Here is a 19,270-nt window from a genome sequence, read left to right on the forward strand (position 1 = left end):
AATTAGGGAGAGGGCAAATGGACGATATCAGCCTAAAAAAACTGACAACGGAAGAAAAAGTCACCATTTTAGAAAAAGAGATAGCGCGAGTAGAAGGACGCATTGGCGAGTTTTTGAAACTGCTGGTTAACCACTACCCACAAGGGCTAACACGCACCGAGATTAAAGCGTTATTGGCGGTAAACAATAACCCGAGCTTCGTCTCGCTGTACCGCAACGGCAATATTTTTATTGATATAGAAAAACGCTACTGCGACGCAGCACAAGAAAACCGATACCACATAGGCACTCAGTACCTACAAGACGTACAATGCTCTCGCTGGTTGAATGCGTGGTGAGTTGTTTGTCATGCCAGAGTCAATTTCAAACTGGTTAATATGCACTTACTTTGCTAGAATGCTCCGCATATTTAAAACCGTATGAAAACCGCATAAAGCGAACAAATTGTGACTATTGCCTGTAGGAGCCAAACCTAAGGGCGGTAGCGTACCCAAATGCGACTGGCCAGCTTAGTCTGCGCGTCAAATATATCTTCTTAAACGAAATTAAACATGCCTGAGTAACCAAAAGCGTGCTGAGGCATTTTGAGGCTTTCCTAACACTAGGTTAAACGGAACCAAGTGTTAGGCCGGAGCCTCGATAAAATAATTATTAATAATTAGGTTTTATTACTTATGAATATGTCAGTAGAAAATGCAAGAATTGCAATCATTGGCTTAGGTTACGTTGGGTTACCTTTGGCTGTAGAGTTCGGTAAAAAGTCGCCAACGATTGGCTTTGATATCAATCAAGTACGTATTGACGAACTGGCGAAGGGCCGTGATAGCACACTAGAGTGCAGTGACAATGAACTGGCGGAAGCCACTCACCTTTCTTACACCACCTCTCTTCAAGACTTAAAAGAGTGCAATGTTTATATTGTTACGGTTCCAACACCGATTGATGAGCATAAACAACCGGATCTAACACCGCTAATCAAAGCTTCTGAGGCATTGGGAACAGTGGTCTCTGAAGGTGATGTAATTATTTACGAATCAACAGTATACCCAGGCGCGACGGAAGAAGACTGCATCCCAGTTGTAGAGCGTGTTTCTGGCCTTAAGTTTAACCAAGACTTTTTTGCTGGTTACTCACCAGAACGTATTAACCCAGGTGATAAAGAGCACCGCGTGACTAATATCTTAAAAGTAACCAGTGGTTCTACTCCAGAAGTGGCAGAATATGTTGATCAGCTTTACAAAAGTATTATAACAGCTGGCACACACAAAGCATCTTCAATCAAAGTAGCAGAAGCAGCAAAAGTGATTGAAAACACACAGCGTGACGTCAATATTGCACTTATCAACGAGCTTTCAATCATCTTCAACAAACTAGGTATTGACACCTTAGAAGTGTTAGAAGCGGCTGGCACAAAATGGAACTTCTTACCATTCCGCCCGGGTTTGGTTGGTGGCCACTGTATTGGTGTGGATCCTTACTACCTAACGCACAAAGCTCAAACAGTCGGTTACCATCCAGAGATGATCTTAGCAGGTCGTCGCTTGAATGATGGTATGGGCCAATATGTTGTATCTCAGCTTGTGAAGAAGATGCTTAAGAAGCGTATTCACGTTGAGGGTGCAAATGTACTAGTGATGGGCCTTACCTTTAAAGAGAACTGTCCAGACTTACGTAACACCAAAGTGGTTGATATTGTTGCTGAGCTACAAGAGTACAACATCAATGTAGACATCGTGGATCCATGGTGCTCGAGCGCAGAAGCTCAGCATGAGTATGGTTTGACTCTATCTGAAGAACCACAACAAGGTGATTACGATGCTATCATCATGGCTGTATCTCACGATGAGTTCAAAGAGATGGGCGCAGAGAAGATCCACGCACTGGGCAAGCCAGCACACGTATTATATGACTTGAAGTACGTACTAGACAAAGAAAGCGTAGACATGCGCCTGTAATCTCAAGCCAAAGTTCAGGAGTCTGATTAAGGACTCCTGAACCTTAGCTTGAAGAATGAAAGACCCCCACACTGTAGCCTAAATCTCGTCATTCTGAACAGCGAGGAGTAAGCGTGATTCAGAATCTATTGGCAACAGCAATCAACCTTAACTATTAACGTTGAGTTCGCCCGTAACGGAAAACATAATGACCAAATACGAACAAATCCAACAAGAGTTACTGGAATCACCGAAAACGTGGTTAGTAACAGGTGTCGCTGGCTTCATCGGCTCAAACCTGTTAGAGAAGCTACTAAAGCTTAATCAAACCGTAGTAGGGTTAGACAACTTTGCAACTGGTCACCAACACAACTTAGATGAAGTGAAAAGCCTAGTATCAGAAGAACAATGGTCTCGCTTTAATTTTATGGAAGGGGACATTCGTGAACTAAAATCCTGCCAACAAGCCGTGCAAGGCGTTGATTACGTACTGCATCAAGCAGCACTCGGTTCCGTGCCTCGCTCTATCGCCGATCCACTTACCACGAATGCTGCGAACATTACTGGTTTCTTAAATATACTAGACGCAGCGAAAGAAGAGCAAGTGAAAAGCTTCACTTATGCCGCGAGCAGTTCGACATATGGCGACCATCCAGCATTACCAAAAGTAGAAGAAAACATTGGCAACCCACTGTCGCCTTACGCAGTAACCAAGTACGTAAATGAGCTTTATGCAGGAGTATACGCTCGCACTTATGGATTCAAGACCATTGGCCTACGCTACTTTAACGTGTTTGGTCGCAGACAAGATCCAAACGGCGCTTATGCGGCGGTAATTCCAAAATGGACTGCGGCGATGATTAATGGCGAAGACGTTTACATTAATGGTGATGGCGAAACGAGCCGAGATTTTTGCTACATCGATAACGTTGTACAAATGAACTTATTGGCTGCGATAGCACAAGATGAAGCAAAAGACGAAGTCTATAATGTAGCTGTAGGGGACAGAACAACACTTAACGAACTGTATTATTCTATACAAACAGCACTTAAAGCTTTAGGTCTACAACACTCAGCAGCACCAACTTATCGAGAGTTTAGAGCCGGAGATGTAAGGCATTCGCAAGCTGATATTTCGAAGGCAAGATCAAAAATAAGTTATATACCGAGATATGATATCAAAAAAGGTATTGATAAAGCAGTAATTTGGTATATTAAATCAAACTACCAGTTTGTAAATGTACCACTAGTTCATATAATATAATTAGTATGCGGTTTTAGTTATTTTTAAAGTTAAATTAACTGTTAGAGTGGAATGTAAAGAATGACATCTGTTAAGAGTGTTTTAGAAAATTTAAAAAAATCAGGAAATAAAATAAAATATTTTCCAAATAGAGGTAATGCCGGTGACTCGTTAATAAACGTCGGCTTTTATATGCTGGCTGATTCAATAGGACTTGATTATGAAATTATTAACTATGATGACTCGAGGAGTGTAAACTCTACTGATGTTGTTGTAACTGGTGGTGGTGGCGCTTTAGTTCCTGAGCAATTAACTATAATCGACGCGTATATTGAAATGTCAAAAAACTGCAAGAAGCTGATAATTCTGCCTCAGTCTATTAGAGGGGTGGATCAATTCATTACTAATCTTAAAGAGGATGATATAGTATTTTGTAGAGAGCTACCATCTTATAACTACTGCCAAAAATTAGCTACTAAATGTAATATATTAATTGATCATGACATGGCGTTTAATGTAGATCTCGTAAAGCTACTTAGTTATGAAGAAACTACTGATTATAAGCCGAATCTTCATTTATACAATGTATTTAGGCATGGGATATTTCTATATCATAAATATCTAAAATCCAAGATATCAGAAGAGATACTTGCCTATCGCTGTGATAGGGAGATAAATGAAAATTTAGATGTAAAACGTCGTAAATATAATGATATATCTGCAATTGCTCGGTTCGATGCTGGTGGCAAAGCCGAATCTTTTTATAGTGCAAAAAAATTCGTAGAGCTTATTAATTGTTATGAAAAAATAACAACAGATCGCTTACATGTTGTTATAGCTGCTGGTGTGCTAGGGAAAAAAGTCAAAGCATATAGCAATAGCTATTACAAGGTTGAAGGTATAATAAATTATTCAATGTATGAATTTGAAAATATAAAGAAAGCATAAATTTGAAGATACCAAAAACAGCATTTATTTTTCTGTTAAAATGTACTGGCGCACTATTTAGTGTATTGACAGCAATATTACTATCTAAGTACTTAGGGGATGATTTTTTAGGTAAGTATTCATTGTCTTTGACTGTAATAGCAGTCTGTGCGATCTTGGCTTCTCTTGGTCAACATGTAGTTATAATGAAAAATTATGTGCACAGAAAAAAAGATAGCGTAAATAGGACGTATGCTTCTTTTTTTATTTGCCTAGTTACCAGCATATTTATCATTCCCTTTCTGTATTATGTTCTTTATCGTATTGATGGACAAGTAGCTCCAATTTTTCTGGCTTTATTTATTCTTTTGGTTTTAATTTCATTGAAAACACCTGTTTGGACAGTAAATGAAAAGTTTTTTATTAATTCATTAGTTGATGACTTTATAAGACCTGCCATTACATTAATATTTGCTATACTTTTGGCTGTTAATATATTTTTTGGTGGTGGAATAAGAACTTTTAGCATTTCAATGCTTCTAATGGTTGTTACTTTAACTGTTGTTTTATTTGTTGCTTATCATACAATTAAATTATTAGATTTTAAATGGGAGATTTTATGTAATGTAACTTTAAAATCAGAAGTTCATTCAGTAGTTAAATCTGGATATTTGGTTTTATTTATTTCTCTTTTGCAACTAATGCTTAACCAGTTTGACCGTGTTTTTATTGCTAATTTTAATGGATATTCTGACTTGGGTGTTTATTTTAAAGCACAAACAATAGTTTATATACTAAACTATTTTGTTCAATCTGTTATTTTGAGAATAAATCCAAAGCTTGTAAAGCTTAATAATGAAGGTAAGTTGCAAGAACTTTCTGTTCTTTCTAGAAAGTACTCATTGATTTCATTCTTATTTGGTTTGTCCGTGTGTGTATTGTTGCTCGCATTTATTCCTATGTTAGAAATGATATTTAATATAGATAATGAATTATTTTCAATATCAGTATATATATTAATGTTATCTCAATCAGCAAGTATGTTGTTCGGGTTTGGTTCCACTATAATGTTATACTCAGAAAACAGTGAGCGTAAGAGACTGCTTTTTTTCATGGTAGTTTCTATGTTCGTTAGTATAATTCTATGGGTTTCTCTAATTAATCATTATGGTATTGTTGGAGCAGCAATTGGGACCGGTGTAGGATATGTTCTCAATAGATTGCTTCCAAGTATTTACTATAGATTTTGTAGAGGAATTAGCTTAGGTGTTTTATTATGAAAAAAATATATATTTACTTTAAGGAGACTGAATCATTTCTTCCTGAAACGAAGGCATATTTAGAATATTTAGAAAGCAGGGGGTTTATTGTTTCATTTGGTAGTGACATAAAAGAGGCAAGAGAATTTGATTTGGTGATTATTTACTTTGGCTTTATCCCATTCTGGAAGTTCAAAGGATTTAAACGAAGTCAATTAATAGGAGAATACCACTCTTTATCTACAGGAAGTTATCCAATATTAAAAAACCTTCTGAAAAGGCTGTTTAACGTAAAGTGTGGCCGTTATATTTTTCTTAATGAAAGCGTTCGTAAAGGTTATTTCTTCACTAGAGCAACAAAAAAAATATATAGACCTATGGGGTTTGATTCACAGCTTGCCAATCACTATAAGAAGAGTCATAAGAAATACCATTTTGTTTATTGTGGTTCACTGAATCGCACAGGTGTCATTGAGTATTTAAAAAAAATAGATAGCTTAGGCTACTCTATTATAGTTATTGGTAACTCAGAGCAAGATAAACGTAAGCTTCAATCTACACGTATTGTTTTTAAGGGGCGATTAGATAGAGATGATTGCTATTTCTATATGTCACAGGCCGTCGCAGGAATTAACTATACGCCAGTCTCTTACCCTTTTTATTTGCAAGATAGTACAAAGGTAAAAGAGTATTTAGGTCTTGGACTAATGGTTTTAACTAATAGTTATCATTGGGTAGACAAATTTTTGTTAGAAGTAGACTCTGAGTTCTTCTATTTTGACGATTTATTTGAAAAAGGTAGAATTTCCAGCATTAATGTTGATACAGATTTATCTGAACTTAAAAATATCAACTCAGGGAGTGAAATTTCAGATCACTCATGGTCAGAAATACTTAGGAAATGTAACTTCATCAATTTTTTGAATCAAAGTTGAATATCATAACTTAGAGGTGAAAATGTATAATATTGATTTGGCTTCTACTGTGTGGCATATAATTAGTGCGCTATTGATATTTATTTTCGGCTGGTTTCTAACGCTCAAATGTTCATGGTTTTTGCAAATTAGTCAAAAGTTATCTACTGGGCTGTATTTTTATCATACGATGTTTTGTTTTGTCGCACTTAGTTATGTATTAAAGCACGGCGGTGATGCTGTTAATTATTACTATTGGGGAGCTGAGCCCTTAGCAAGCTTTAGGCCTGGGACCGTAGCTATTAATTATATAACTAGTATTTTGCACCAATTAGACTTATCAATACTGGGCATGTTCTTAGTCTTTAATTTTTTTGGTTCAATAGGTCTGCTTTTCGTCTATGCAAGTTTAAACACTATTACTGGTAACTCTAGTCTTTTTCTTAGGAGACTGGTTTTAGTTTTTTTATTTCTGCCTTCTGTTAGCTTCTGGTCTTCAAGTCTGGGTAAAGACGCTATCTCTTTTTTGGCGATGGGGATCGCCTTATTTTCATCTCTGAACTTTCATAAGCGTATATTGTTAATGTTCATTGCCTTGGTATTAATGCTTCTTGTTAGGCCACATATGGCAGGAATTATGATAATAGCTGTTGTAATATCAACTGTGTTAAGTCGTGATATTTCTTTAATACCACGATTTGTTCTAGGGTCGATTGGACTTGTAACTGCACTCATAATGATCCCCTTTGCTTTAGAGTATGCAGGTGTTGAAAATGACGCCTCAAACTTAGAAAGTTATATTGAAACCCGGCAAGGATATAATCAAGAAGGTGGCGGCGGTATTGATATTTCTTCAATGTCACTACCAATGCAGATGTTTACTTATATGTTTAGACCATTGCCGGTTGAAGCTCATAGTATTACACAACTGTTAGCATCTCTAGATAACATGTTACTTATGTACCTTTGTTATTTGGCATTAAAAGCAAAGTTAACGACTAAAAACTTATGTTTGACAGGTAATAGAATATTTATGTGGTGGTATGTTTTTATAAGTTGGGTTATTTTGTCTATGACAACCGCTAACTTAGGTATTGCTGTACGACAAAAATGGATGTTTACACCAATATTGATTTTTTTGATTATCTCTATAATCGCTTCAGCTCAAGAAGCAAGGCGAAAAAGTAACTCTTATGACTAAAAATAAAAAATTTGTTTTGATAGCTAGTTTCCCAGGGTCGATTCAATCATTTCGTGGCGCGTTAATAAGGGCTATTCAAAATAAAGGATATGATGTGCATGTCATCGTACCGAATATGCCTATGAGTTTACAAGATTCTTTTAAGATAAAAAACATTTCTGTACATCAAGTTAAACTTCAGCGAACCGGACTAAACCCCTTTGCAGATATTATTTATTTTTTTAAAATCTATAAAATATTGAATAAATTAGGGCCTGATTTTGTAATGGGATATACCATAAAACCGGTAATCTATGGTTCTTTAGCCGCATGGTTAGCTGGTGTAAAAAACACTTTTTCCCTGATCACCGGTTTAGGTTATGCTTTTACAGGAGAGGCTAAGGGTAAACGTAAGTTTATTCAAAAAATACTGCAGTTCTTATACAAGATTGCATTGAATACTAATGCAGGTGTATTTTTTCAAAATAATGATGATAAATGCTTATTCCAAAGCCTAGGATTAGTAACTACTAAAACTCCTATATCCGTTGTAAACGGTTCAGGTATAAATGTTGAAGATTTTCAACCAACTGCCTTCCCGTTATCCGTTGACTTTCTATTAATTGCACGATTACTTGGTGATAAAGGTATTAGAGAGTACGCGAAAGCTGCCAAAATGCTAAAGGAATCTCATCCTACTGCTACTTGTCGTCTTGTCGGTTTTGTAGATGATAACCCTGATTCGATACAAGAGTCTGAACTTCAATCTTGGGTTGATGGAGGTTATATCGACTTTTTGGGGCGCATGGATGATGTCAAACCTGCGATAACACAATCTGCGGTTTATGTATTACCGTCCTATAGAGAAGGCACGCCCCGTTCTGTGTTAGAGGCTATGGCGATGGGGCGGCCAATTATCACGACTGATGCACCAGGTTGTCGTGAAACGGTTGTAAATGGTGTAAATGGATTCCTTATACCGGTTAAAGATAGTATTGCTATATACAATAAAATGATTCAGTTCATTGAAGATAAACCTTTAGCCGAAACAATGGGATTGAAATCAAGGGAAATTGCTGAGCAAAAATTTGATGTACACAAGGTTAATGACTTTATGTTAAAAGAGATGAGAATTAAGTGATGAAAAGACTATTTGATTTTTTATCCTCTTTAATTGCACTGGTTTTGTTATCGCCTATAGTGATTTTAGTGGCTTGGAAGATTCGTAAAAACCTTGGCTCTCCCGTTTTATTTCGTCAAACTCGCCCTGGATTGAATGGAAAGCCATTTGAAATGGTGAAGTTTCGCAGTATGAAAGATGCGGTTGATGCTAATGGCAATCCGCTACCTGATGCAGAACGCATGACACCATTTGGTGACAAGTTACGTTCAAGTAGTCTAGATGAGTTACCAGGCCTTTGGAACGTATTGAAAGGGGACATGAGTTTGGTTGGCCCTCGTCCTTTATTGGTGCAATACCTCCCTCTTTATAACAAAGAGCAAGCTCGTCGCCATGACGTTCGCCCTGGTATAACGGGGTGGGCTCAAATTAACGGTCGCAATGCAATCAGTTGGGAAGATAAGTTCGCATTAGACGTTTGGTATGTAGATAACAGAACCCTTTGGCTAGATATTAAAATCCTTTTCTTAACGGTAAAAAAAGTCTTCGTTAAAGAGGGCATATCAGCTGATGGGCACGTTACCATCGAACCTTTTACAGGTTCACCGCATCAAGGCAATAACCAATCATGAAAAGCTGCGCCATTTTAGGGGCAAGTGGGCATGGAAAAGTAATCGCCGAGATAGCTGAACTTAATGGTTATCACAATATCGTCTTTTTTGATGACCGTTGGCCAAGCTTAAAATCCGTTGAACACTGGTCGGTGTCTGGTGATACAAGTACGCTGCTCTCTAATGTGAAAGAGTATGACCTGGCTGTTGTCGCGATTGGTCACAATGCGACTCGCTGTTCCAAACAGCGTGAATTGACTTCTGCGGGAGCGAACTTTGGTGTACTTGCTCACCCCAAAGCTGTAATAAGTAAGTACGCTAATATTGGTATCGGTTCGGTTGTTATGGCGAATGCGGTCGTTAACCCTTTTAGTCATATTGGCGTGAGCTGCATTATTAATACAGGCTCCACTGTTGATCATGACTGCAAGCTCGCTGAAGGTGTTCACATTAGTCCTGGTGTAAACTTGGCGGGTGGCGTTGAAGTTGGTAAAAATACTTGGATCGGAATCGGAAGCCAAGTGAAACAACTTGTTGTTATTGGATGTGATACCGTTGTTGGCGCAGGTTCAACAGTTATCAATAATGTTCCAAATTTTAAAACTGTTGTGGGCTCTCCAGCTCATGAGTTTATCAAATCATAAAAATTAAAACTGATTAGGTGACATCGTGCTTAATACATCATTTTCCCCATGGCCTTCGTTTACTCAAGAAGAAGCGGATGCCGTAAGTAAGGTTGTACTTTCAAATAAAGTAAACTATTGGACGGGTCAAGAAGGTCGTGAATTCGAAAAAGAGTTTGCGGCTTGGGTTGGCTGTGAATATGCAGTGGCTCTGGGTAACGGAACGCTCGCGTTAGATGTTGCATTAAAGGCATTTGGGGTTGGTCAAGGTGATGAAGTGATCACCACATCTCGTACTTTCTTAGCATCGGCTTCTTCTATTGTAACAGCTGGTGCGACACCTGTTTTTGCGGATGTTGATCTGAACAGTCAAAACATTACCGCTGAATCGATACAAGCGGTACTTACGCCAAAAACTAAAGTCGTGATTGTTGTTCACCTTGCAGGCATGCCTGCCGAGATGGATGCCATTATGGCGCTCTCTGAACAGCACGGCTTCAAGGTTATTGAAGATTGTGCTCAGGCACATGGTGCGAAATACAAAGGTCGCAGTGTCGGTACGATTGGTCATATTGGTGCTTGGTCTTTCTGCCAAGACAAGATCATGACCACAGGTGGCGAAGGCGGCATGGTAACCACTAACGACAAAGAACTATGGTCGTTTATGTGGTCTTATAAAGATCATGGGAAAAGCTATGATGCTATTTACAACCGCGAGCACCCACCAGGCTTTCGTTGGCTTCATGAAAGCTTTGGTACCAACTGGCGTATGACAGAAATGCAAGCGGTTATTGGTCGTATCCAAATTCAACGCATGGCTGAATGGACGCAAAAGCGTCAAGCAAACGCCGCTGTGATTGAAGCGGCGATGGCTGATCTTCCAATTGTTCGAAGTGTGGATATTCCTGAATACATTGAACATGCCGAATATAAGCATTATATGTTTATTCGCCCTGAGCACCTAAAACCAGGTTGGACTCGCGATAAAATTGTTGATGCGATTGTTGAGCAAGGTGTGCCTGCATACCAAGGCAGTTGTTCTGAAGTTTACCGAGAAAAAGCATTTGATGGCACAAACTTCAGGCCAGAAATACCATTAAAGAACGCAGTTGAGTTAGGTGAAACCAGCTTAATGTTTTTAGTGCACCCAACTTTAACGCAGAACGAGATTGAGAAAACGGCGGAAGTGCTTCGTGCTGTTTTACTTGAAGCGCAAGCTTAATAGCTTTCATGAGTAAAAAGGTTTTTTCTTTTGGTATTTTTGGTCTCAACATTATTGGCTTATTTGTTTGAGTTTCCAATACATGAGATGCCAGTTAGTTTAAAATCCTTTCTTAGACAGACCACAAACACCCCAATAAGTTAAAGTTGTCGAACTGTTGGGGTGTTTAGGTCAGTAACAAATTTAAGCTCGAAGTAAATGTTTGGGTTGGAGTTTGCACACTCTCCTTGTAAACCCTAACCATGTTCAATACATCCACTAATGCAGTCTCTGTGGTTTATTAAATACTCATAAATAAGAATAACTTTATGCAACGTCTAAACTTCATATGGCATCTTTCTCGTTTTAAAAAGCGGGTTATCAGTGTTTCTATTGATGCTTTACTCATTATATTTGCTCTGCACATTGCGTTGTGGACAAGGCTAGGCGATTTCCAATTTTTGAATGATGGCGACAACTTATTACTGACAGGCTTAACAGTAATAATGACGGTGCTTATTTTTACTAAATTAGGGCTTTATCGCGCAGTACTTAGGTATCTCACCTTTCAAGCACTGTTTGTGGTAACGGCAGGCGCAATATTGTCGGCAATCTCTTTGGCTCTGTTTGCCTATTACCTGCAAGAACCAGTCCCTCGTACGGTGCCTATTATTTACGGTGCTTATTTAGCTTTGTTATGTGGCGGCTCTCGTTTGGTGGTTCGCAATCTTGTCGCGACGACGTCGAAAGATTCACGTCAAGAAGTATTAATTTACGGTGCGGGCTCAGGCGGCCGACAGTTGGCTGTCGCGTTAAGAGCGTCTGAAAACTATCGAGTACGCGCGTTCATTGATGAAGATAAAACGCTCACCAATACGATGATTTTGGGTTTGCCCGTTATTGTATTAGACAAAGCGGAAAGGTTGATTGAGAAGCACGATGTTTCTAAAATCTTGCTCGCGATCCCAAGCGCTTCTCGCGCTCGCCGTAAGCAAGTATTGGATTTGCTGGCGCAGCTGCCCGTTGAGATTCAAACCGTTCCTGAAATGGCGGATATTGTGTCAGGTAAAGCAAAAATTGATGAGCTTACCGATGTACCTATCGAAGATTTGCTCGGTCGTGATGCAGTTGCACCTCAGCAAGCTCTGATGGAAGCCAACATCAAAGGCAAAGTGGTGATGGTGACCGGTGCTGGCGGCTCTATTGGTTCTGAACTTTGTCGTCAGATCCTTAAACAACAACCTAAAACATTAGTGTTGTTTGAAGTGTCTGAATTTGGCTTGTACCAAATTGATCGTGAGCTTTCTTTAGTTAAAGAAACCAAAGGTTACGATGTTGAAATCGTGCCTTTACTAGGTTCCGTTCAGCGCTCACATCGCTTATTGACCTCAATGCAGTCTTTTGGTGTCCAAACGGTTTATCATGCCGCGGCTTATAAACACGTTCCTCTTGTCGAGTACAACGTGGTAGAAGGTGTGCGTAATAATGTTTACGGCACTTACTATACGGCTAAAGCCGCTATTGAAGCGGGTGTTGAGTCTTTCGTGCTTATCTCGACAGACAAAGCGGTACGCCCAACTAACGTGATGGGCACCACCAAGCGTATGGCGGAATTAGGCCTGCAAGCTTTAGCTGAGCAAGAAAACCAAAAAGAGCACGGCACACGTTTCTGTATGGTTCGTTTTGGCAATGTACTTGGCTCGTCTGGCTCGGTTATTCCTCTGTTTAAAAGGCAGATTAAAGCCGGTGGCCCACTTACTGTTACCCACCGCGATATTACCCGTTTCTTTATGACCATCCCTGAAGCGGCGCAGCTGGTTATTCAGGCGGGCGCTATGGGTAAAGGCGGTGATGTGTTTGTTCTTGATATGGGCGAATCGGTCAAAATCACAGACCTTGCAGCAAACTTGATCAACCTTTCAGGCCTTTCTGTTAAGAATGAAGAGAACCCTCATGGTGATATTGAAATCCAGTTCTCCGGCCTGCGCCCTGGTGAGAAGCTCTATGAAGAGTTATTGATTGGCGATAATGTATCCCCAACCGCTCATGAGCGAATCATGACGGCACAAGAAGTGTTCTTACCGATTAATGAATATGACACGCTACTTGAATCTTTGGATTTTGCTTGTCATAACCTACAACATGATGCGATTCGCCAGCTTCTTCTCGATGCACCAACCGGGTTTAAGCCGACAGATGGGATAGGGGATTTGGTTTGGAATGCTGCTCAGAACCAAGAAGAGCTCCTTCTAGAGCCTAGAGCCTAGAGCCTAGAACCGATATTGGGTTCGGTTATTTGAATTATGACCTTCCGTTAGCGTGTTTTTTACACAATTCTTTCGAAGGTGTTCTGTTTATTGTCCATAATTACTATGAGCTTTAATAGCGATATGAGGCAGTAATCATGATAATAGATATTTCATCTAATCAAGAAATTGAAGAAAGTTTGGATCAAATATTGTGGGATGATTTTAGCTTTCAATATGTTACCAACAAAACCACAGTGATAGAGCAACCAGCAGTGCATGATCTAAAATCACAGGACGATGATGAAGAGCATGACACTGAGATTAATCTTCTAAACTGAAGAGCCGTGAGGCTACCGTTGTTCCGCTTTTTCAATATGGATGGTGGGGATATAAGTATTCATATCCCTACTTTACTCCCTTCTAAAATGACGCTTTTTTTCACATTCGATCATCCTACCTGCGCCCTTTCTTGATCTTCCGCTACAGTTTTGACTGTAAACTGTAGTAAAATTACGCTAATTTGTTTTTATACCGATTTATTTTGAATTGAACGAGGTCAGTCCTATGTCAGCTAAGAAGCCAATGGCTCTAGTGATCCTTGACGGTTACGGTTACCGTGAAGACAACCAAGACAACGCTATCGCGAACGCTAAAACACCAGTTTTAGACGGTCTTATTGCTAACCAACCTAACACGCTAATCTCGGCTTCTGGCTTAGATGTAGGCCTACCTGATGGCCAAATGGGTAACTCTGAAGTGGGTCACACCAACATTGGTGCGGGTCGCGTGGTATACCAAGATCTTACTCGTATTACTAAGTCAATTTCAGACGGCGAGTTCGGCCAAACTGAAACGCTAGTGAACGCTATCGATAAAGCGGTGAAAGCTGAGAAAGCGGTTCACATCATGGGCCTTATGTCTCCAGGTGGCGTTCACTCTCATGAAGATCACATCTACGCGGCTGTTGAAATGGCAGCAGAACGTGGCGCAGAGAAAATCTACCTACACGCATTCCTAGACGGCCGTGATACGCCGCCACGTAGCGCAGAAAACACACTGGCACGTTTCCAAGCGTTGTTCGCTAAGCTAGGCAAAGGCCGTGTGGCTTCGCTTATTGGTCGTTACTACGCAATGGACCGTGATAACAACTGGGATCGCGTTCAAGAATCTTACGACCTGCTGACTCAAGCAAAAGCAGAGTTCACATTCGACACTGCAGTAGCTGGCCTAGAAGCGGCTTACGCTCGTGATGAAAACGATGAGTTTGTAAAAGCGACTGAAATCAAAGCGGAAGGCGAAGAGTCTGCCGCTATCGTTGATGGCGATGCGGTTATTTTCATGAACTACCGTGCTGACCGTGCTCGTGAAATTACACGTGCATTCGTTCCTGATTTCGACGGTTTTGCTCGTAACGTATTCCCAGCGATCGATTTCGTGATGCTGACTCAATACGCAGCAGACATCCCGCTTCTATGTGCATTCCCACCGGCTTCTCTAGAGAACACTTACGGTGAATGGCTATCGAAGGAAGGTAAAACGCAGCTACGTATCTCTGAAACAGAGAAATACGCGCACGTTACTTTCTTCTTCAATGGCGGTATCGAAGACGAGTTCGAAGGTGAAGAGCGTCAACTTGTTGCTTCTCCAAAAGTAGCAACTTACGACCTACAGCCAGAAATGAGCGCACCAGAGCTAACTGAAAAGTTAGTTGCAGCGATCAAAGGCGGCAAATACGACGCTATCGTGTGTAACTTCCCTAACTGTGACATGGTTGGCCACACTGGCGTTTATGATGCAGCGGTTAAAGCGGTAGAGTCTCTAGACGAATGTCTTGGTAAAGTGGTTGAAGCAATCAAAGAAGCTGACGGCCAACTGCTAATCACAGCGGACCACGGTAACGCAGAAATGATGGTTAACCCAGAAACGGGCGGCATCCACACAGCACACACTAACCTACCAGTGCCACTTATCTACGTAGGTAGCAAAGACGTTGAGTTCAAAGAGGGCGGTAAACTGTCTGACTTAGCGCCAACGATGCTTTCTTTATCTGGTATCGCAATCCCGGCTGAAATGTCAGGCGATGTGATCGTTAAATAGTTGTTTGGCTCAGCGGTTCACTGAGCTTTAACGATTTTGAAAGCCCGCACTTAAAGTGCGGGCTTTTTTATAGATGTGAGATACGAGTAAGCGAGATGAGAAGAGCTTAAGAACGGATGCGTGATGTGAGATACGGGTAAACGAGTAGCGAAGAGCTTAAGGACAGGTATTGGGTAAGAAAAACATGCAGGGGAGAACATAAGGGCACGACCTTAAACAAAAGACGAAAAGAACAGTCTTGATGAATATCGAAAGAGTGACATTGCTTGAATGATTAGGTAGCTTAAGGCTCATACTATACTTATCTTTTACCTTATCTCTAGGCTGTTTATATGAACTCAAACCCAGACCGTTGGAAGCAACGACTGCAAAACTTAATGAAAGCGCAGCAAAGGCTTGAGAGAGCGTGCTCACAAGATAGCTACAATGAGTTAGAGCTCGCTGGGTTAGTACAAACTTTTGAATTTTCTTTCGAACTGACATGGAAGACCCTTAAAGACTTACTTGAGTTTGAAGGGTTTGATGTGGCTTCGCCGAGGAGCGTTTTTCGTACGGCCTTAGAAGCTAAGCACCTGTCTTCGGAGCAGTGTGAGATTATGCTTGAAGCACTCATAAAACGAAATTTATTGTCCCACACCTATGATGAGGAAAATGTCCTTGAAGCTCAGTCACTGATCTTAGAGTCATTTTCACCAGTGATAGGGCAAGTCACACTCTATTTAAAGCTTAAATGTGATCAAGAGGGTCAATGCGAACAAGAGGTTAAATGTGATCGATAGTTATTTGGTTAAACCAGACTCGGTCGGCCTTAAGCCTCATCAGTATCAGTTGATTGAGGATATTGTTTTGAGTCATGCCGCAGTCATTCATGCCTGGGTATTCGGTTCTAGAGCCCTTGGAACTTATAAAGATAACTCCGACATCGATATTGTTATCGAGGGGCATGGGATTTCGTTAAGTGTCGTCGCAGGCTTGCAAGATCGTTTAGAACAGTCGTCGCTTCCATTCAAGGTTGACTTGCTCGTTAAGCATAGAATTACATCGAATGAGCTACTTGCCCATATTGACACTTATGGGATTAAACTAAAGTAACCGAACGTATTATTATCAGCGTAACGGTGATGTTGATTCTTGAACCGATTGTTTACGTTTTGCCAGTTTATCTCGAATCTGAGTACCTGAATTGACTCGGCCATGTTTTTTATCATCAATAGAAAACGATAATAGTTTCATTAGCGCTATAGCTCCATCTCTACGCTTTCGATCTTCATAAGATTCAATCGTATCAGTGGACATTACCATCACCTCTTTGTATGAAATTTTAAATATAGACTATATGTTGTCTGGTGATAATGGCGCTTCTTGATGGCGAAATTTTATATTATTGATCTAGTGAGATAAGGTTTACTTCTTTTTATTTAAGATCGAACGCTCAAAATCTAACAACCACTCTTTGCGATTCATACCGCCGGTGTAGCCGGTTAATGTTCCATTCGCGCCGATGACTCTATGGCAAGGCACAACAATACTAAATGGGTTCTTGCCATTTGCACCACCCACAGCTCTTACTGCTTTTGGGTTATCCATTATTTTCGCTTGTTCACCGTAACTGATGGTTTCGCCATAAGGAATGGTTGTTAAAGCTTGCCAAGCTACTTTTTGAAAGTCAGTGCCTTTTATCGCTCTTAATGGCAAATCGAATTCTATTCGATGACCTGCGAAGTACTCATCTAACTGTTTCGCTGCCAGTTGGCAAAGGTCATCTGGATTGCTAATCATTAGCTCTTCGTGATTTACATGGTCAATTTCAATAAGCGACACACCATTGCTAACAATGATCATCTTGCCAATTGGTGCGTCATAGAACATTTTGTAAGTGGTGTCTTCCATGTCATCTTCCTTTTTTTAGTCTTTTTCTGCTCTCAAGCTCTTCGAATCTCGTAACTGCTCTTAAGCTCTTAAATCTTTTCGCATCCCGGTTACTCGCATCTCGTATCTGCTCTTATATCTTTTCGCATCCCGTATCTGCTCCTATATCTTTTCGTATCCCGCATCTGCTTTACCCCTTACACGAAGCGCAAACAAGTACCCTGAAATACCGCCGAAAATGTTCCCCAAGGCTAAGCCTATAAACAGCCCTTCGACACCATCAATTTGGCTGCCTATCCAAGCGAATGGCAAGGTAAAGACAAACAAACGCATGAAGCTCCATTGAAAGGCTTTGAGTGGTTGATGCATGGCATTCATCCCACTGATCAGCATCATCACAATGCCTTGGAATCCATAGCTAAAGGGCACGACTAACAGGTAATGCCACAATATGCCTCGGACGGATTCTTCTTGAGAGAACAGGGCAGCCAAAGGAATGCTCAACGGCACCATCATTAAGAAAATCAAACCTTGGAACATCACAGCAAAACGCATACTCAGAAACAGTGCCTTAAAACTGCGTTGTGGGTTGTTTGCGCCAAAGTTCTGCGCCATGAAAGGCGTAAGCGCCGAAGTAAGAGACATCAACACAATGATAAGAATGGACTCGATACGTTGCGCTGCGCCATACGCCGCCACGGCTTCAGTCCCTTGTTTGGCCAGCATCATCATGATGATAGCGCCGGCAAGTGGGTTCAGAGCGTTAGACAAAGCCGCTGGGGTGCCTATTTTTAAGATCTGTCGCCAGTCACTGACGATGTTTGTCAGCTTAGGCGGCGCAAGCAGTTTTTCTCGCACCATCAATACGTAGAGTGAGCCACACAACGCACCAAACCAACTGAAACCACTGGCAATCGCAGCGCCTTGAATCCCCAGTTCAGGAAAAGGCCCATACCCGAAGATGAGTAGCGGATCTAAAACGCCATTGATAAGGCCAGCCAGTAGCATGATCTTGGCGGGTGTTTTCGTATCACCGGTCGCTCGAATCGCGCTGTTGCCTGCCATGGGGATGACCAACAATGGGATCGCGAGATACCACACCGACATGTATTCCGATATCAGCGGCAACAACTCTTGCTTTGCTCCTAGCAGGGTAAACAGTGGTTCTAAGGCGATAATACCTAATGTAGACGCGCAGCCGACCAGAAGCAGAGCCAGCAATAAGCCATGACAGGTAAAGCGTGCTGCATTTTGTGCGCTGCCTTGGCCAAGCAATCGACCGATACATGTCGATAAGCCAATACCAATCCCCATGGTGATGCAGTTGATGGCAAAGGTGACTGGAAAGGTAAAACTCACCGCGGCTAAGGCTTGGGTGCCAAGCAATGAGATGAAGAAAGTATCGACGAGGTTAAACATCAAGATCGCCACCATACCGAATATGGTCGGTATGGTCATGGTACGCAATGTACTCTCAATTGGGGCAGTTAATAGCCCGTGCTTATCTTGCATGCAAAACGCCGATAGAAACCAAAAGCGTAGGATAAACAGATGCGGGATACGAGTAAACGAAAAGCAGGGAAAGATGAGGGGTGAGAATCTGCACTTTAGCTCACAATTTTTTCGTTCCCCCCTTGGGATCTTTCACATCGCCCCCAACATATTGTTTGACCCACGCTAATCGTGGCAACTATCAAAATTTAAATGGAAATTATCAGGAGATAAGACCGATGAATATCCGTCCTCTACATGACCGAGTTATCGTTGAGCGCCAAGAAGTTGAATCTAAATCTGCTGGTGGCATCGTTCTAACTGGTTCTGCCGCAGAAAAATCGACTCGCGGTATCATTCTAGCTGTTGGCAAAGGCCGCATTCTAGAAAACGGTTCAGTGCAACCGTTGGACGTAAAAGTTGGCGATACCGTTATCTTTGCTGAAGGTTACGGCACTAAATCTGAAAAAATCGACGGCAAAGAAGTTCTGATTATGTCTGAAAACGACATCATGGCGATCGTCGAGTAATCTATTTTTCATTTAACTCTCA

Annotated in this window: 20 protein-coding genes; 17 read left to right on the top strand and 3 right to left on the bottom strand. The window is 40.9% G+C overall.

The features are described from left to right. Nucleotides 1-17 precede the first annotated feature (17 nt). From AB6D93_RS06845 to AB6D93_RS06920, 16 genes are all read left to right on the top strand, one after another. Nucleotides 18-338, top strand: a complete 321-nt coding sequence (locus AB6D93_RS06845; RefSeq protein ID WP_102332639.1) for a hypothetical protein — start codon at nt 18-20, stop codon at nt 336-338. Between the two features lie 336 nt (nt 339-674). Then, entirely contained in the window at nt 675-1,955 is a 1,281-nt protein-coding gene (gene tviB / locus AB6D93_RS06850) for a Vi polysaccharide biosynthesis UDP-N-acetylglucosamine C-6 dehydrogenase TviB (protein WP_102332640.1), read from the top strand. A gap of 187 nt (nt 1,956-2,142) precedes the next feature. After that, nucleotides 2,143-3,198, top strand: coding sequence for an NAD-dependent epimerase/dehydratase family protein (locus AB6D93_RS06855; protein ID WP_102332641.1), 1,056 nt, complete (start codon nt 2,143-2,145; stop codon nt 3,196-3,198). 60 nt (nt 3,199-3,258) lie between these two features. Beyond that, entirely contained in the window at nt 3,259-4,125 is an 867-nt protein-coding gene (locus AB6D93_RS06860; RefSeq protein WP_102332642.1) for a polysaccharide pyruvyl transferase family protein, read from the top strand. A 2-nt stretch (nt 4,126-4,127) separates the two neighbouring features. Beyond that, on the top strand, nt 4,128-5,384 hold the full coding sequence (locus AB6D93_RS06865) for an oligosaccharide flippase family protein (protein WP_102332643.1): 1,257 nt from the start codon (nt 4,128-4,130) through the stop codon (nt 5,382-5,384). Further along, on the top strand, nt 5,381-6,298 hold the full coding sequence (locus AB6D93_RS06870; RefSeq protein ID WP_102332644.1) for a hypothetical protein: 918 nt from the start codon (nt 5,381-5,383) through the stop codon (nt 6,296-6,298). Before AB6D93_RS06865 ends, AB6D93_RS06870 begins: the two co-directional genes overlap by 4 nt. A gap of 22 nt (nt 6,299-6,320) precedes the next feature. Further along, the gene (locus AB6D93_RS06875) at nt 6,321-7,478 is read left to right on the top strand and encodes a hypothetical protein (RefSeq protein ID WP_102332645.1); all 1,158 of its coding nucleotides are present in this window, start codon (nt 6,321-6,323) and stop codon (nt 7,476-7,478) included. Further along, nucleotides 7,471-8,598, top strand: coding sequence for a glycosyltransferase family 4 protein (locus tag AB6D93_RS06880; protein WP_102332646.1), 1,128 nt, complete (start codon nt 7,471-7,473; stop codon nt 8,596-8,598). The genes AB6D93_RS06875 and AB6D93_RS06880 overlap by 8 nt, the downstream gene beginning before the upstream one ends. Further along, nucleotides 8,598-9,209 carry a sugar transferase gene (locus AB6D93_RS06885; RefSeq protein WP_170967446.1) on the top strand — a complete coding sequence of 204 codons (612 nt, stop codon included), beginning with the start codon at nt 8,598-8,600 and terminating at the stop codon, nt 9,207-9,209. Before AB6D93_RS06880 ends, AB6D93_RS06885 begins: the two co-directional genes overlap by 1 nt. Continuing rightward, complete coding sequence (locus tag AB6D93_RS06890; protein WP_102332648.1) at nt 9,206-9,832, top strand: acetyltransferase; 627 nt, start codon at nt 9,206-9,208, stop codon at nt 9,830-9,832. The genes AB6D93_RS06885 and AB6D93_RS06890 overlap by 4 nt, the downstream gene beginning before the upstream one ends. A 25-nt stretch (nt 9,833-9,857) precedes the next feature. Next, on the top strand, nt 9,858-11,033 hold the full coding sequence (locus tag AB6D93_RS06895) for a DegT/DnrJ/EryC1/StrS aminotransferase family protein (protein WP_102332649.1): 1,176 nt from the start codon (nt 9,858-9,860) through the stop codon (nt 11,031-11,033). A gap of 308 nt (nt 11,034-11,341) precedes the next feature. Continuing rightward, complete coding sequence (locus tag AB6D93_RS06900; RefSeq protein WP_102332650.1) at nt 11,342-13,279, top strand: nucleoside-diphosphate sugar epimerase/dehydratase; 1,938 nt, start codon at nt 11,342-11,344, stop codon at nt 13,277-13,279. A gap of 137 nt (nt 13,280-13,416) precedes the next feature. Continuing rightward, complete coding sequence (locus AB6D93_RS06905) at nt 13,417-13,599, top strand: hypothetical protein (protein ID WP_017063154.1); 183 nt, start codon at nt 13,417-13,419, stop codon at nt 13,597-13,599. 226 nt (nt 13,600-13,825) lie between these two features. Next, a complete protein-coding gene (gene gpmM / locus AB6D93_RS06910; protein WP_102332651.1) occupies nt 13,826-15,358 on the top strand; it encodes a 2,3-bisphosphoglycerate-independent phosphoglycerate mutase in 1,533 nt (510 codons plus the stop codon). A gap of 332 nt (nt 15,359-15,690) precedes the next feature. Continuing rightward, nucleotides 15,691-16,137 carry an HI0074 family nucleotidyltransferase substrate-binding subunit gene (locus tag AB6D93_RS06915; RefSeq protein WP_017093683.1) on the top strand — a complete coding sequence of 149 codons (447 nt, stop codon included), beginning with the start codon at nt 15,691-15,693 and terminating at the stop codon, nt 16,135-16,137. Next, nucleotides 16,127-16,450, top strand: a complete 324-nt coding sequence (locus AB6D93_RS06920) for a nucleotidyltransferase family protein (RefSeq protein ID WP_017067158.1) — start codon at nt 16,127-16,129, stop codon at nt 16,448-16,450. The genes AB6D93_RS06915 and AB6D93_RS06920 overlap by 11 nt, the downstream gene beginning before the upstream one ends. Before the next feature lie 15 nt (nt 16,451-16,465). On the opposite strand, the gene AB6D93_RS06925 is transcribed toward AB6D93_RS06920, so the two are convergent. The 3 genes from AB6D93_RS06925 to AB6D93_RS06935 all read right to left on the bottom strand — a co-directional run bounded on the left by AB6D93_RS06925 (nt 16,466) and on the right by AB6D93_RS06935 (nt 18,739). Continuing rightward, nucleotides 16,466-16,654, bottom strand: a complete 189-nt coding sequence (locus AB6D93_RS06925; protein WP_017071100.1) for a hypothetical protein — start codon at nt 16,652-16,654, stop codon at nt 16,466-16,468. Nucleotides 16,655-16,762: 108 nt separating this feature from the next. Then, nucleotides 16,763-17,248: a methylated-DNA--[protein]-cysteine S-methyltransferase gene (locus tag AB6D93_RS06930; protein WP_017063159.1), complete on the bottom strand. Its 486-nt coding sequence runs from the start codon at nt 17,246-17,248 to the stop codon at nt 16,763-16,765. Nucleotides 17,249-17,389: 141 nt separating this feature from the next. Next, nucleotides 17,390-18,739, bottom strand: a complete 1,350-nt coding sequence (locus tag AB6D93_RS06935; protein ID WP_102332652.1) for an MATE family efflux transporter — start codon at nt 18,737-18,739, stop codon at nt 17,390-17,392. A gap of 218 nt (nt 18,740-18,957) precedes the next feature. On the opposite strand from AB6D93_RS06935, the gene AB6D93_RS06940 reads away from it, so the two are divergent. Then, nucleotides 18,958-19,248 carry a co-chaperone GroES gene (locus AB6D93_RS06940; protein WP_102332653.1) on the top strand — a complete coding sequence of 97 codons (291 nt, stop codon included), beginning with the start codon at nt 18,958-18,960 and terminating at the stop codon, nt 19,246-19,248. Nucleotides 19,249-19,270: the final 22 nt, after the last annotated feature.

Source organism: Vibrio sp. 10N.247.310.23 (genome assembly GCF_041467155.1).
GTDB classification, from domain to species: domain Bacteria; phylum Pseudomonadota; class Gammaproteobacteria; order Enterobacterales; family Vibrionaceae; genus Vibrio; species Vibrio crassostreae_C.